General features: G+C 56.8%; 15 protein-coding genes. 11 read left to right on the top strand and 4 right to left on the bottom strand.

Features of this window, described 5'->3' with window-relative positions; translation table 11 throughout:
• Positions 1-4 precede the first annotated feature (4 nt).
• From alr to tsaD, 8 genes are all read left to right on the top strand, one after another.
• The gene (gene alr, locus KHW85_RS01515) at positions 5-1,243 is read left to right on the top strand and encodes an alanine racemase (protein ID WP_291458498.1); all 1,239 of its coding nucleotides are present in this window, start codon (positions 5-7) and stop codon (positions 1,241-1,243) included.
• Positions 1,243-1,797: a tRNA (adenosine(37)-N6)-threonylcarbamoyltransferase complex ATPase subunit type 1 TsaE gene (gene tsaE / locus KHW85_RS01510; RefSeq protein WP_178705447.1), complete on the top strand. Its 555-nt coding sequence runs from the start codon at positions 1,243-1,245 to the stop codon at positions 1,795-1,797. The genes alr and tsaE overlap by 1 nt, the downstream gene beginning before the upstream one ends.
• Before the next feature lie 9 nt (positions 1,798-1,806).
• Positions 1,807-2,502: a tRNA (adenosine(37)-N6)-threonylcarbamoyltransferase complex dimerization subunit type 1 TsaB gene (tsaB, locus tag KHW85_RS01505; protein ID WP_178705450.1), complete on the top strand. Its 696-nt coding sequence runs from the start codon at positions 1,807-1,809 to the stop codon at positions 2,500-2,502.
• Entirely contained in the window at positions 2,499-3,047 is a 549-nt protein-coding gene (rimI, locus tag KHW85_RS01500) for a ribosomal protein S18-alanine N-acetyltransferase (protein WP_178705453.1), read from the top strand. The genes tsaB and rimI overlap by 4 nt, the downstream gene beginning before the upstream one ends.
• A gap of 207 nt (positions 3,048-3,254) precedes the next feature.
• On the top strand, positions 3,255-3,956 hold the full coding sequence (locus tag KHW85_RS01495) for a succinate dehydrogenase cytochrome b subunit (RefSeq protein ID WP_291458497.1): 702 nt from the start codon (positions 3,255-3,257) through the stop codon (positions 3,954-3,956).
• Positions 3,957-3,971: 15 nt separating this feature from the next.
• Positions 3,972-5,951 carry a fumarate reductase/succinate dehydrogenase flavoprotein subunit gene (locus tag KHW85_RS01490; protein WP_009408830.1) on the top strand — a complete coding sequence of 660 codons (1,980 nt, stop codon included), beginning with the start codon at positions 3,972-3,974 and terminating at the stop codon, positions 5,949-5,951.
• Positions 5,948-6,691 (top strand): succinate dehydrogenase/fumarate reductase iron-sulfur subunit, encoded by a 744-nt coding sequence (locus KHW85_RS01485; RefSeq protein WP_009408831.1) that lies wholly within the window; start codon positions 5,948-5,950, stop codon positions 6,689-6,691. Before KHW85_RS01490 ends, KHW85_RS01485 begins: the two co-directional genes overlap by 4 nt.
• Positions 6,692-6,776: 85 nt before the next feature.
• Positions 6,777-7,874, top strand: coding sequence for a tRNA (adenosine(37)-N6)-threonylcarbamoyltransferase complex transferase subunit TsaD (gene tsaD / locus KHW85_RS01480; protein WP_178705457.1), 1,098 nt, complete (start codon positions 6,777-6,779; stop codon positions 7,872-7,874).
• On the opposite strand, the gene KHW85_RS01475 is transcribed toward tsaD, so the two are convergent.
• Positions 7,855-9,093 (bottom strand): methyltransferase domain-containing protein, encoded by a 1,239-nt coding sequence (locus KHW85_RS01475; protein ID WP_291458496.1) that lies wholly within the window; start codon positions 9,091-9,093, stop codon positions 7,855-7,857. The genes tsaD and KHW85_RS01475 overlap by 20 nt on opposite strands.
• Positions 9,094-9,310: 217 nt before the next feature.
• Here KHW85_RS01475 and groES point away from each other — a divergent pair, with 217 nt between their 5' ends.
• On the top strand, positions 9,311-9,607 hold the full coding sequence (gene groES, locus KHW85_RS01470) for a co-chaperone GroES (protein WP_009408834.1): 297 nt from the start codon (positions 9,311-9,313) through the stop codon (positions 9,605-9,607).
• 209 nt (positions 9,608-9,816) lie between these two features.
• On the opposite strand, the gene KHW85_RS01465 is transcribed toward groES, so the two are convergent.
• From KHW85_RS01465 to KHW85_RS01455, 3 genes are all read right to left on the bottom strand, one after another.
• Positions 9,817-10,671, bottom strand: a complete 855-nt coding sequence (locus tag KHW85_RS01465; protein ID WP_178705460.1) for a cytochrome c biogenesis CcdA family protein — start codon at positions 10,669-10,671, stop codon at positions 9,817-9,819.
• The gene (locus KHW85_RS01460; RefSeq protein ID WP_291458495.1) at positions 10,668-11,459 is read right to left on the bottom strand and encodes a thioredoxin domain-containing protein; all 792 of its coding nucleotides are present in this window, start codon (positions 11,457-11,459) and stop codon (positions 10,668-10,670) included. The genes KHW85_RS01465 and KHW85_RS01460 overlap by 4 nt, the downstream gene beginning before the upstream one ends.
• A 170-nt stretch (positions 11,460-11,629) precedes the next feature.
• The gene (locus KHW85_RS01455; protein WP_009408838.1) at positions 11,630-11,923 is read right to left on the bottom strand and encodes a WhiB family transcriptional regulator; all 294 of its coding nucleotides are present in this window, start codon (positions 11,921-11,923) and stop codon (positions 11,630-11,632) included.
• Positions 11,924-12,267: 344 nt separating this feature from the next.
• Here KHW85_RS01455 and KHW85_RS01450 point away from each other — a divergent pair, with 344 nt between their 5' ends.
• Positions 12,268-13,194: a MerR family transcriptional regulator gene (locus KHW85_RS01450; protein WP_178705467.1), complete on the top strand. Its 927-nt coding sequence runs from the start codon at positions 12,268-12,270 to the stop codon at positions 13,192-13,194.
• A gap of 105 nt (positions 13,195-13,299) precedes the next feature.
• The gene (locus tag KHW85_RS01445) at positions 13,300-14,592 is read left to right on the top strand and encodes an AGE family epimerase/isomerase (protein WP_291458494.1); all 1,293 of its coding nucleotides are present in this window, start codon (positions 13,300-13,302) and stop codon (positions 14,590-14,592) included.
• The last annotated feature ends 68 nt before the right edge of the window (positions 14,593-14,660 follow it).

Genomic DNA, 14,660 nt, shown 5'->3' with positions numbered 1-14,660 from the left:
GGGAGTGGAAACTTCCAAACGTGGATGCGGATACCCTTCGGTAGCATCCGTTGATCTTGCAGCATTCGCGCATAATCTTGCTCATTTGCGAACCTGCGCCCCGTCTTCTCTGCAGATGGCGATCGTTAAGGCCGATGCCTATGGACATGGTTTGCTTCCCGTTGCCCAAGCTGCCCTGGGTGCTGGAGCCGATTGGCTGGGTGTCGCTCAATTAGCCGAGGCTTTTGAGCTACGTGAAGGACTCGATAGCGCAGGGATCGCGCGTGATAGCGCACCGATCCTGGCATGGATTTCCACCAGCGGAAGTGATTTCGAATCCGCGATCCGTGCAGATATTGACCTGTCTGTGTCCTGGACGTGGGTTCTTGATGAGGTCTGTGCGGCGGCGCGCCGCTGCGGGCGCCCCGCCAGAATTCACGTCAAGGTCGACACGGGGATGTCGCGTGCGGGTTCAACTTTGGCCGATCTGCCGGAGCTTGCCCTGGCTGTACGAGCCGCAGAAGATGCTGGTCTTGTTCAGGTAGTTGGCGCTTGGAGTCACCTTTCGCGAGCAGATGATCCCAGCGTGGCCGGCGAGGAATCGACGCGCCGGCACCGTCAGATATTTGAAGAGGGCTTGCGTATTCTCGCCGAAGCTGGACTGCGTCCGCAGATTCGCCATCTTGCTGCAACCTCGGGGATTTTATGGCACCCGGAAACCCACTACGACATGGTTCGTGCGGGGATCGGAATGTATGGACTTTCCCCTGATCCTTCAGTTGCAAGTGCTCAGGAACTGGGCCTGACACCCGTGATGACGCTGAGCGCTCCACTAACCTCAGTCAAGGTCATCGAAGAAGGGACCCCGGCCTCGTACGGAGGAACCTGGCAGGCCCCGAGCCGTCGTTGGGTGGGTTTGGTCCCACTGGGATACGGAGACGGGATTCTACGAGCGGCCTCCAATGGTGCGCCGGTTGTTGTTGAGACTGATTCAGGTCTGGTGAAGGCACAGATCGTTGGTCGGATCTGCATGGACCAATTCATCATCGACCTGGGGCCCGCTGACGGGCAGAAAGACACAGCTACGCAGAACAGTGGCAATGCGCCCGCCCATGTAGGCGATCGAGCCGTTCTTTTCGGCGATCCGGCCAAGGGATACCCGATCGCAGATGAATGGGCCGCGCATGCGGGCACAATCAACTATGAGGTCATTACTCGTTTGGGAGAACGCATTCCCAGGCAGTACGTGAACGAAGAGGAATAATGACGCAGACACAAACGAAGCAGTACAGCTATCGTGTGAGCGATGCAGAGCAGACTCGCGAGTTAGGTGAAGAGCTTGCGCGTCACTTACGCGCGGGCGACCTCCTCATGCTCCGAGGCGGCTTGGGCGCCGGCAAGACTACCTTCACTCAGGGAATTGGCCGCGGGCTTCAAGTGCGAGGGACAGTTGCCTCCCCGACATTCATCGTTGCGCGCGTTCACCCCTCGTTGGTCGGAGGACCTGACCTCATCCACGCCGATGCCTATCGAATTCGTGACCTCGATGATCTGGAGACTCTCGATTTGGATTCAACTATTGATCAGGCTGTGACAGTTGTTGAATGGGGCGAGGGCAAGACCGAAGCCATGAGTGATGCGCGCCTTGAAATTGAGGTGCGGCGCGCGAGCGGGGGAGAGGCCGCACGTGACGGTGATGTTGTTGACCTCGAAAGCATGGATGACGGTCAACGCATCATCACATTTACGCCCTACTCGCACCGCTGGGACGGTGTCTTTGATGACCTTGCACCACAGTTGCGTGCGAGCGTGGAATAGGATCGACTTATGACCGAATTGTGCATTGATACCTCTGGAGCAACTGCAGTAACCGTCGTCGATGACGGGAAGATACTGGGGAGCTCGAGGAATGAGTCGGGTCGTCACCACGCAGAATCGATTACCCCCTGCGTCCTCGAAGCCCTTGAAGAGGCCGGTTTGCCGACCGACGCCGCAAAGGCCGGTCTTGACGCCGTGTGCGTAGGCACTGGTCCTGCTCCTTTCACCGGTCTGCGAGCCGGACTTGTTTCAGCACGTGTCTTCGCGAAGGCGGCGGGGATTCCGGTCTATGGCGTCTGCTCTTTGGATGTGATCGCCCGCGCTGCTTTGGATCACCTGTCGCCGGACACTCATGTGTATGCATTGACCGATGCTCGCCGTAAGGAACTGTATTGGGGACATTACCTTGCAGAAGGCCCCGATGATGTTCGCTTGCTTGGGCGTCTTGAGGTTGGCTACGCGCGTACCTTGAGTAGTGCCTTGCGTGAACAAGAAGGACTGCTGGTTTCTGATGCGCCGATCCCGGCGCACAGTGCCGATGAACTTGCCGGCGCAGAAATGGGACCGGTTCTTCCTCTAGACCCTTCAGTCATGGTTCGCATTGTCCGAGCGCGCCTGGCTCGCGGTGGAGAGGACCGTTTGGGTACCGAACCCTTGTATCTGCGTCGCCCCGATATTCATGGGCAAGCGCCGGAGCGTATGTGAGCACAGCAAATCCCAGTGCTGCCCCCGCCCAAGGTTTTCAGGAAACGCTAAGCGCCTGCGCGCACAGGCTTGCCCAGGCCTCGGGAGGAAAGCTTGTCGTGTTGGGGCCACAGGACTGGCGCGCAGTTATTGCACTGGAACAGGCGATCTTCCCCGAGGACCCGTGGACGCCTGGGATGCTAGCCGAGGAACTTTCCTCGGGACTGAGCGTCTACTTTGGCGTGTGTGCTGATGCTCCCCAGGGTGAACTTCCTGTGTTGTGTGGCTATGCGGGTGTCAAGATTGGCCTCGATAGCGACGTGATGACCATGGGGGTTCTTCCTGATTTTCGAGGCCGTGGCTTAGGACGCGCGCTGATGGACGCTTTGCTTGAACTTGCACGGCAGCGGGGGAGTGAACGAGTTTTCCTGGAAGTGCGAGCGTCCAATACCCCAGCGATCACGCTGTATGAGCAATCAGGTTTTGAACGTGTCGGTGTCACCAAGGCATATTTCCGAAACCCGCGCGAAGATGCGGTAAACATGCGCCTTGTTTTCGACGCATGAAAATACGAAAAATTATGTTGCCCTAATACGGTGTTTTCTGACAGATTTTGTCGACTTTGTGACGCATTTTCACGGGGCTTCTCCGCGCCGCTATTTCCCTGAAAAATCAGGGTTTTAGGGAAGACTTATCTGACGCTGTGAGCAGATAAGGAGCGCTCGGGCCAGCAGTCCTACGGAAATGACACTCCTTCAGCTTAGGCTTGAGTCATGGCCACAAAAACTGTCGCAACTCGCAAGCGTCGCGCATGGACTACGACCGTTTTCGTCAAGCAACTTATGGCGATCTCCGGCATCGTGTTCGTGCTCTTCCTTCTTTTCCACTCCTACGGCAACCTCAAGATGTTCTTGGGGCAAGAAGCCTACGATCACTACGCACACTGGCTGAAAGAAGAAGCCTTTGTACCGATCTTCCCTCACGGTGGGTTTATCTGGATATTCCGCGCAGCTATGGTTCTCATGCTGGTGATCCACATTTGGGCAGCAGCAGTGACGTGGAAGCGCTCACGCCGCGCACGTCGCAGTGCGTACGTTGTCAAGCGCAGTGCAGCTGATGCTTATGCAGCACGCACCATGCGTATGACCGGTGTTCTGCTCTTCTTCCTCATCGTCTTCCACATCCTGCACTTCACCACGGGAACCATCCGTACCGGATTCGTCGCAGACTCCACTCCTTACGAGCGCATGGTCGCGACTTTCCAGAATCCCTTGATGGTTGTTGTCTACCTGATCTTCATTGGTCTGGCAGCGCTCCACGTTTCTCACGGTTTCTGGTCGGCATTCCAATCTCTGGGTTGGGTCCGCGGTGGAACCCGCAAGTTCATGGAAGTTCTCTCCGGCTTGGTCGGTGCGCTGATCTTCCTGATGTTCGCGCTTCCCCCGCTGGCGATCGTCGCCGGTTACATCTCCTGACAAGGATATTGAGACATGACTGATACTTTGATTCACGGGCTGTACCGCGAAGGCGACGACATCGCCGATACCAAGGCCCCGCTGGATGTTCCCCTCGCAGACGCTTGGGAAAAGCGAAAGTTCACTGCGGCTCTGGTCAACCCCGCAAACCGTCGTAAGCTCCACGTCATCATCGTGGGTACCGGCCTTGCCGGTGGTGCAGCTGCCGCCTCGCTGGGCGAGATGGGCTACAACATTGACGTGTTCTTCTACCAGGATTCCGCTCGTCGTGCGCACTCCATTGCAGCGCAGGGTGGTATCAACGCCGCGAAGAACTACCGCAACGACAATGACTCCGTCTACCGCCTCTTCTACGACACCGTTAAGGGCGGCGATTACCGCGCACGTGAGACCAACGTCTACCGTCTGGCTGAGGTCAGCGCGAATATCATCGACCAGTGCGTCGCACAGGGCGTGCCCTTCGCACGTGAATACGGCGGCCTGCTCGATAACCGTTCCTTTGGCGGCGTCCAGGTGTCGCGTACCTTCTACGCACGCGGCCAGACAGGTCAGCAGCTGCTGATTGGCGCCTACCAGGCGCTCGAGCGTCAGGTTGCTGCCGGTACCGTTACCGAGCACTCCCGCCACGAAATGGTCGAACTCATTGTTTCTGACGGCCGCGCTCGCGGCATCGTCGCACGCGACATGACCACCGGCAAGCTTGAAACCCATATTGCGGATGCGGTTGTTCTTGCAACCGGCGGCTACGGAAACGTCTTCTTCCTGTCGACGAACGCCATGGGCTGCAACGCCACCGCAATTTGGCGAGCATACCGCAAGGGCGCATACTTCGCGAACCCCTGCTTCACCCAGATTCACCCGACCTGTATTCCGCAGCACGGAGATCAGCAGTCCAAGCTGACGCTGATGTCCGAATCTCTGCGTAACGACGGTCGTATTTGGGTTCCTAAGAAGGCAGAAGATTGCGAGAAGGATCCTCGTGACATTCCCGAGGAAGATCGCGACTACTACTTGGAGCGTATCTACCCCTCCTTCGGCAACCTTGTTCCTCGCGATATCGCAAGCCGTCAGGCAAAGAACATGTGCGATGAGGGTCGCGGTGTTGGTCCGAAGATTGACGGCGTGGCTCGCGGCGTCTACTTGGACTTCTCCGAGGCAATCTCCCGTATGGGCCGCGCAGCGGTCTCCGCTAAGTACGGCAACCTCTTCGATATGTACGAGCGCATCACGGGTGACAACCCTTACGAAGTGCCCATGCGTATCTACCCGGCTGTCCACTACACGATGGGTGGCCTGTGGGTTGACTACGATCTGGAATCAAACCTCCCCGGCCTCTACGTTGCCGGTGAAGCGAACTTCTCTGATCACGGCGCGAACCGCCTGGGTGCATCCGCACTGATGCAGGGGCTGTCCGATGGTTACTTCGTTCTTCCGAACACCATCAACGACTACCTGGCACACTGCTTCAACCTCCCCAAGCTGGATGAGTCCTCCGAGGATGTTGTTGAAGCACTGAACTCCGCTCAGGGTCGCATTGACAAGCTCATGTCGATCAATGGTTCCCGTTCGGTGGATTCCTTCCACAAGGAACTGGGCCAGATCATGTGGGAATACTGCGGTATGGAGCGTCGCGAAGAGGGCCTGAAGAAGGCCATCGAGATGATCCGCAAGCTTCGCGCCGACTACTGGCGTGACGTTCGCGTTCCCGGCAAGTCGATTGGTGAACTCAACCAGTCCCTTGAAAAGGCTGGCCGTGTTGCAGACTTCATGGAGCTGGGCGAGCTCATGTGCATCGATGCCCTGCACCGCGAAGAGTCCTGTGGCGGTCACTTCCGTGCGGAGTCGCAGACCCCCGAAGGTGAAGCCCTTCGCCACGATGACAAGTACCTCTATGTTGCAGCTTGGCAGTGGGGTGGCGAGGATCAGCCTCCGATCCTCCACAAGGAAGCCTTGATCTACAACAACATCGAGCTTAAGCAGCGGAGTTACAAGTGAACCTGACACTGAAGATTTGGCGCCAAAACGGACCCGAGGATCCGGGTGCCATGCACGAATACCAAGTCCGCGGCATCTCTGAGGAATCCTCGTTCCTGGAAATGCTCGACGTGTTGAACGAAGAGCTCTTTGCTCGCGGCGAAGAACCGATCGCATTTGACTCTGACTGCCGTGAAGGCATCTGTGGTCAGTGTGGCATTGTCATTAACGGTATTGCCCACGGCCCTGAGGTCACCACGACCTGCCAGCTGCACATGCGTTCCTTCAACGATGGTGATGTCATCACCATCGAACCCTGGCGTGCGGAAGCATTCCCGATCATCAAGGACTTGGTTGTTAACCGCAGCGCTCTGGACCGTATCGTTCAGGCTGGTGGCTACATTTCGGTGAACACCGGTGCCGCACCGGATGCTAACGGCACTCCCGTTCCCAAGCAGGATGCGGACCGCGCGTTCGAAGCCGCTGCTTGCATCGGTTGTGGCGCCTGCGTGGCTGCCTGCCCGAACGCCTCGGCAATGCTCTTCACCTCGGCGAAGGTCACTCACCTGCACCTGCTCCCGCAGGGCAAGCCTGAGAACTACCGTCGCGTTGTCAGCATGCTCAACCAGATGGATGAAGAAGGATTCGGTTCCTGCACGAACATCGGCGAGTGCGCGGCCGTCTGCCCCAAGCAGATTCCGCTTGATGTCATTTCCACGCTGAACCGTCAGCTGGGTAAGGCAGCGCTCAAGGGCGTGTGATCCTTAAAAGGAATCTTTGCAACACCGGTGTGGGGACGATCCATTAGGGTCGTCCCCACACCTTTTTGTAGGAAGGTCGGGGCGAATGCACCAAGCACAGCAGCGGACTAAACTGGGCCGGGTGAGTGAAAAAGAGCCTTTAGTACTGGGTATCGAGTCAACCTGCGATGAAACGGGCGTTGCGCTGGTGCGCGGCTGCGAGCTCCTGGTTGATCGCACGGCTACATCAATGGATCAATACGCCCGTTACGGCGGAATTATCCCCGAAATCGCTTCGCGCGCTCACCTTGAGTCTTTCCTTCCCACGCTTGATAGCGCCCTTGATGAAGCCGGCGTGACTCTTGACGATGTCGATGCGGTGGCCGTTGCTGCTGGTCCCGGCTTGGTGGGTTCCCTCACGGTTGGTATCTGTGCGGCTAAGGCACTGGCCTCCTCAATTGGAAAACCGCTGTACGGGGTCAATCACGTGATTGGTCACCTTGCGGTCGATAAGCTCGCTGAAGGTCCTCTGCCCGAACGTTTTATCGGACTGGTTGTTTCCGGTGGCCACTCGAATCTTCTGCTCATTAATGACATCGCAACGGATGTTCGTGAGCTCGGTGGAACCCTTGATGATGCTGCTGGCGAGGCCTTCGATAAGGTCGGACGTCTCCTTGACCTTCCCTACCCGGGTGGTCCGCACGTCGACCGCCTCTCACAAAAGGGCGACCCCACTGCTATCCGTTTCCCGCGAGGTCTGGCAGCTGGCAAAGATCAGGAACGCCACAAGTACAACTTCTCTTTCTCGGGCCTCAAGACCGCGGTCGCCCGCTATGTTGAAGGCCTTAAAGAACGTGGTGAGGAAATTCCCGCTGAGGATATTTGCGCGGGCTTTTCCGAGGCCGTCAACGATTCCTTAACGGCGAAAGCAGTTCGCGCTGCACTCGATCACGGATGCTCGACGATCGTTGTGGGCGGTGGCTTCTCCGCTAATTCCCGACTTCGTGCGTTGCTGGCTGAGCGCGGTAAGGCTGCAGGTTTGGAAGTACGCATGCCTCCGCTGCGTTTTTGCACGGACAATGGGGCACAGATTGCCGCCATGGGCTCAGAGCTTGTGCGTGCAGGGGTTGAACCGTCAGATTGGGATTTCTCTCCCGATTCCGGTATGCCCTTGACGCAAACCTCTATGCTTCCCCGGCACTGATTCGTCGGGCAATAATTGCCCGGTGTGATTGGCCAATTCGCGTGGCGATAACGACACCCGGCTGACTCCCCGTGAGTTTGAGGGACTTGCGCAGCACATCGGGTTGAATGTCGGCGCCGCGTTTCTTGACCTCGACACGTCCAATATCGTGTGCTCGAAGTGCCTGTTGAATATTTTTAGCGCGCAGGTTGACCTGGTCGATGACTTCGAATATTGCCGCGAAGGCAGTGGGGATCAACTGCGATGCGCTGAGGTAGGCAATCGATTCGCTGATCAGATGCGCGTCGAGATCCTCGCTGAGCCTTGCAACCATACCCGCGCGAATAACCGCAGAATCTGGCTCGTAGAGGTAGCTCCCCAGCTGCCCAACTATTGCCTGCCGGGCAGGCGAATCGGCGAAAGGTGTTTGGGGGTCCTCAAGGGTACGGACCTCATCGTGGGTGATGACGCATGCTGAGCGCCCTGCCCCTTCGCTGGCCAGGGAAGGAGACCACAGCGCGGCCTCGAGAAGATCTCCATCAACACTGGTCCAGCGCGCGTGGAACTGGGAAGGAATAAGTTCGTAGGGGATACCCGGCGCAACTTTTACCCCTAAGCGCGGGACATACTGCGCCCAAGACAAAACGCGGTCCAAAGAAGGGGACCAATCCGAGGGCGAAGAAATGCGCTTGGAACCACCCTGTTTTCCTGTTCGGCGCGCGGGGTCAGCGAAAAGCGCGTCGAAACCTTCCGCCTCGAAATCTTCAGGACCCAGCGTGCTCACATCGCGTTTCTCAACGCGAGTGGAGGGGAACGAGGAAAGGTTTTCGCGAGCGGCGGAAAGTGCCTCGTCATTGATGTCGTACGAAGTAACCCGCATGCCCGCACGCGCGAAAGCAAGGGAATCTGCGCCGATCCCGCATCCGAGGTCTCCGATATGCGTTGCGCCGGAACCCACGAAGCGCGCGGCGTGCTCGCGGGCAAGAACCCATCGCGTTGCTTGTTCGTAGCCGTCGCGCGTCCACAGCATTGTGCGCGCAAGAGAGCCGAATTTTCCTTCCGCCTGGGTGCGTAACTGCAGTTGAGAGGCGATTGCCGAGGCCGTGGCCGGGTCATCCGTTTGCGCGCGGATTGCCAAACTGAGCTCCATGGGTGAGAGGTGGCGGTATTCCTCGTTTTCTTCCCATTGGGCAAGAAGTTCACGTCCGGGGGAGCAGCAGAGTGGATCAATGGAGGACATGGTCTCTATTGTTGCGGAATTTCAGGGAATTAGAGAAAAGATATGGGGCGTGTGGGAGGCTGAGTGGAGGCGGTAGACAGCATTGGCACTCAGCTTGCTAGAGTGCCAATCGAGCCCTAGACTGAGTGGGTAAGCACACATGCGATCCCAAACCTGACCCCCGCGACGGCAGGGACGGGATGACATTAATCGTTATGAGAAGAAAGGGAGTGCTGAAATGGCTATCACCATCAAGCCCCTCGAAGATCGTATTGTCATCCGTCAGGTTGACAGCGAAGAGAAGACCGCTTCCGGTCTGTACATTCCCGATGCCGCTAAGGAAAAGCCGCAGGAAGGCGAAGTTCTGGCAGTGGGCCCCGGACGCGTTGACGACAACGGCAACCGCGTCCCCGTGGACGTCAAGGTCGGCGACCACGTGATCTTCAGCCGTTACGGTGGCACCGAAGTCAAGTACGACGGCGAAGAACTGCAGATCCTGTCTGCACGTGACGTGCTGGCAATTGTTGAGCGCTGAATAGACGTTCATGCATCCGCGTGATGCATGAAGTGGTGAGCCCGGAGTGAACCTCCTGGCTCACCACTTTTTGCGTTCTGAGTGCAGATGCGTGGCTGTTACTTACTGCATCGGCGCTACCGCTGGCGGTGTTACCGCTGGCGGTGTTAGTACGGCTAGTGATGCTGTTAGCGCTGTTACTCGTCGTGACTGCGCTAGTGGCAATCGCGCTAGTCCTGCTGATCTTCCGAGGGCGTGGAAGAGGGAAGAGAAGCAGAGCGCGGTTTCCAGAGCAGGGCAACAATAGCGCCGATAATGAGTGCTCCTGCAAGGGTGATCACCCATGTGGGTAGTGCTCCAAAAAGTCCCATGATGGATTCTTCCCACGACGCAAGAGTGTCAATGGAGACGATCCCGCCAAGAGGGTTACTCAAGTCGATTTTGAAAATTGTGAGACCCAAAATGATGAGAACCAGTCCAGAGACTACATTTGTCCACGTCGTCTGACGCTTGAACAGAGTTAAGGGCTTCGGTCGCACGATCGCTTGGATACGCCCCGCGGAATGCTGCCAAAGTAGTGCGAGCACCAAAAGGGGAAATGCCATTCCAGCGGAATAGAAAACGACTGCGATAATGCCTTCTACGACTGAACCGCCCAAAGAGGAAGTTGCCAGTACTGCTCCAAGGATGGGACCTGCGCAACCAACCCCTGCAATTCCATAGGTAATACCCAAGAGGTAGACCGCCCATGCGGTATCACGTGACTGAGAAGCCGTTTCTAGGGAACGTACGCGGAAAACAGGAAGATCCAAGGAGAAGAGCGTGATCAGTCCAGCAATAATCACCAAAAGGGCGATGATGTGGGTAATGAAGGCCGAGTGTTCTCTAATCAGCGTGACAACGCTTGATAACGCTGCTCCCAGCGGGATCAGCGGAGTGAGTAAGCCCAGCCAAAATATCCCGCAGCGAGCGATCAATTTCCGCGGAGATTGAAACGCGTAGGAAAAGAAGGCGGGCAGAAGCATGACGGAGCACGGTGCGAGCAGTGTCAATACTCCACCGAGGAATGCAATAAGAGGATTCACTTCTTGAGGTGTTCTGCCTGGTTCTGGATAGTTGCCCGCACGTAGTCGGTATCGCGGAAGCCTGAGATAAAGCTATCGCCAATGAACATGAAAGGTGTGCCTTGGATGCCGATCTTGTAGGCGTCGTTTTGGGCCTGTTTGACTTCTGCCGCCGTTTCGGGATCGTTGGTATCGGCTTGGAAGCGCGAGATATCGGGGACGCCCGCCTTCTGCGCCAAAGCGGTCAAAGAATCCATCGTGTACTCGGGGTGGCCGGATGGGTTGGCCTCGCCATAGGCTGCACTCACGAACTCCCAGAAACGTCCCTGGTTGGCTGCGGCAATGCCAGCCTGAGCGGCAAGAGGGGAAGACTGTGAGATTTGTGCCAGATCGCGCCACTCAATTCGCAAGGTCCCGTTATCGACCAGATCTTGCAATTGCGGTTCGACTTGCTGCGCGAAACGCGTGCAGTAGGGGCAAGAGAAATCAGAGTAAAGCACCATCACGACGGGAGCGTCGATCGAACCCTTTGCTCGCGCGTCATTGGCATCACGACGCTGCTGAGAGTGGATGATGTCGAGTCCCTGTTGATCGGTAACGGTCTGCGCGTAGGATGCTTGGGCTTGCTGTGGGGAAGCGGTAGTTGCCTGTGTTTGCTGCATCGGAGTTGCGCTAGCCGAGGCCGTCGCTTGGGGTTGAGACGTTGACGGCCGGCTGGTCCACCAGACAGCAGCAGCAACAAGAACAACAGCGCATGCAAGAAGAAGAATGGCGATGATTCTCTGCTTGCCGAGGCCTCGAGATTCCATGGGGCACCTTTCGCATTTCGCACGGGATGACGGGGATGGGTTTCAGTCTATTCCATAGAGAGTGGGGAATAGGGGAAGAGAGCGGGGAATAGGGAAGCGGTTGACACTAGGTAAAAGAAACTCGCTCGGGACACCGACCCGAGCGAGTTCGAGGTGACGTTGTGAGGGGGTCAGGAAACTCGACGAATACGACGGCGCTGAATTTCTTCGCGACGTTCTTCTTCAGTCATGCCGCCCCAGATTCCATAGGGTTCCTGAGCTCGCAGAGCATACTCGCGGCACTGCTCAATGACAGGACAAGTTGCGCAAATGGCTTTTGCGTTGGCGGCACGGCGACGACGGGTTGAACCGCGTTCACCTTCGGGGTGGAAGAAAAGTTCCGTATCGAGGTCGCGACAGGCGCCCTGGTACTGCCATTCCCACGCGTCAATCGACGGGCCTGGCAGTCGAGAGACGTCAGACATGAGTACCTCCATTCATTGCATTTCCCTGCGCGAGACGTTCTCGGCGAGAAAGACTGCAAAAAGAGTACCGAATTGTGCAAGAGTTATTCAAGGCCCCTTCAGTGAATCATAGTTGTTTCACAGGAAACTTGAGCCGGCCGAAGTAACGCTGAAAACCGCATTATTACAGGAGATAACGAAATGCTGCAGAAATACTGAAAGCGTAATTTTGTTGCCCGTTACATAGTCGTTCTTAGCTGTCAGCGGACAAAATCTGACCGCTCGACTGGAAAAGGCAAGAAGGAAATCTGACAATCAATTAGGTAGCATTCACTTAGGTATCCTTCAACACGTCAGGAGTGGCCATGCCCCGTGCACAGCTCGTGCCTCCCGCTGCTCACGATGCGCCGCTGACCGTCACTGCAGTTTCTGCCAAACTCGGTGTTTCGGCCTCGACACTGCGAACCTGGGAAAGGCGCTACGGTCTGGGGCCCGGAGAGCGCTCCGCGGGTAGTCACCGTCGCTACCTTCCGGAAGATGTTGCCAGACTGACGCATATGATCGAGCTGATCCAAAGCGGAGTCACTCCCGCTGATTCTGCTGCGATCGTCCTTGCTCAAGATAAGGGAGAGCTGGAGGAAGTTCGCCCCCCGCGTACGGCAGATGAACTGGTTGTTGCCGCACAAGCAGGTGATCGAGACCGTCTTGTTCATCTCATCGAAGCAAGTGTCAGTGAAAAAGGCCTGCTTCATACATGGATGCTTTTGGTCGAACCCGCTTTTGAAATCATGGCTACTGATTATCACGGTGAAATTCCGGGTATCGCAGGTTCGTCAATGCTCAGTCAAGCGATGTATGACGTTCTTCGCGTGATGTCAGAACAACGTCCCGAACCCAAGTTCCCCTCTTCGCCCAGCATCATTATTTTGGGCGATCGTGCGCATCTTCTTCCCGCGCATGTCATTGGAGTCGCCCTGCGGTGGTACGGCCCGAATGTCGTGGTGCTGGGAGCGTGTAGCCGTGGCTGGACTGGTGGCCGCGAAAAACTTGATGCTTTTGTTGAAAATATCGATTCGCATGTCGCTGCTCTTATCACCATGGGACAGGGTGAGGACTGCAAGAACTTCGTCTCTGCGGCAGTTCACAACCACGGAATCGACGTCATCGAGGTGGGAACTCAATCCCCGCGCGTTCTGGACGACCATGTTCTTCGCGTTCGTACGGTCTCAGCGTGTGTTGAAGAGACTTTGGCCTTGCTGGGTGCGAAGGCCCCCGCAGCCTCTGTTCGCTGAGTTCTTTTGCGTTACCTCGTTCAATTACTGCATGTTCTTGCAACGTGTTAGCGTAGACGCGTATCTATTAGGTCGCGCAGGTGCGGCATGCACAGAGGATTAAAGATGACCCCGTGGGAAGATCGCCAGCTTATCGAAGCCTTCGATGAAGAATTCGAAGAACTTGTTCATTTTGCGGCGGGCTCGGTTGTAGATTGCGGTTTCGGGTACATGGATCGCAATGGGGTAGTGGATCCTTCAAAGCCAGTTGAACTGTGGATTACTGGGCGAATGACCTATGTTTTCGCGCTCGCGGCGCTTAAGGGTTACGACTGGGCGATCCCCCTGGTTGATCATGGTATTCGTTGCCTGACTGAAGGCCCTCTGCACGATGCTGAATATGGCGGCTGGTTCTCCGGGCTCGTGACAGAGATTGTTGAACGCGAGGATGGCCCGCATTGGAAGGCGATTGAACCAGCCAATGACGGTCTGAAGCAGGCATACGCACATGCATTTGTCATCCTCTGCTCAAGCGCTGCAACAGTGCTTGGACGTCCGGGTGCCCGTGAGCTTCTTGATCGTGCGCTGGCTGACCAAGAGCTCCATTGGTGGGAGCCTCAGTTTGGGCGCGTCTGTGAATCCTGGAACCGCGATTACACTCGTGGCGAGACCTACCGTGGTGTCAACGCAAATATGCACACCGTTGAGGCTTACCTAGCTGCTTATGATGCGACGGGAGAGCGTATCTGGCTGGATCGTGCACGTGGAATCTGTCGTTTCGTTGCCAAGGTCGCTGAGCAGCTGCATTGGCGCATTCCCGAACACTTCGATGTCGAGTGGAATATGCTTCCCGATCACAATATCGATCGTCCTTCGGATCCTTTCCGTCCCTATGGCGCAACCCCCGGACATGGGATGGAATGGGCACGACTGATCCTCCACACTCGTGCGGCCTTCTTGGCTATGGGAGAGAGCGACGATTGGATGCTCGAAGCTGCTGAGCAGCTTTTCAACCGTGCCTGCTCTGATGGCTGGGATAAACATGGTGCGGAAGGTTTCGTTTACACCACTGACTGGGATGGGCGCGCGGTTGTGGATACTCGCATGCACTGGGTGCTGTGCGAGGCCGTCAATTCTGCATGTGTCTTAGGTCGCGTTCATGAAGAGGCCGGAGACGACGCGCGTGTTGCGGAGCTGAGTTCTCTGTATGCGCAGTGGGCTGATTGGGCGGACCGCTACCTTCGCGAGGCCACCGGTCGCTGGATCCACGAAGTTGACGCCTCGGGTGTGGAGTCTGGGACGACCTGGGAAGGGAAGGCGGATGCCTACCACGTCGCGCAGATGCTGCTTCTGCCGCAGGTTGGTAATACCCCGTGCTTTGCTCTGGCTTTGAAGGAGAAGGCAGAAGAAGAGGCCTAGTCCGCTTCTGCTCTCACTTTTCTGGGGTGAGCTTAGCCACGCATACTGGGTTTTAGGTCAAACCCAGT

It is taken from the genome of Actinomyces sp. oral taxon 181 (assembly GCF_018370895.1).
Lineage (GTDB): Bacteria > Actinomycetota > Actinomycetes > Actinomycetales > Actinomycetaceae > Pauljensenia.
Note: the sequence above shows the minus strand (reverse complement) of the source record. Positions and strands in the feature narration are given on the sequence as shown.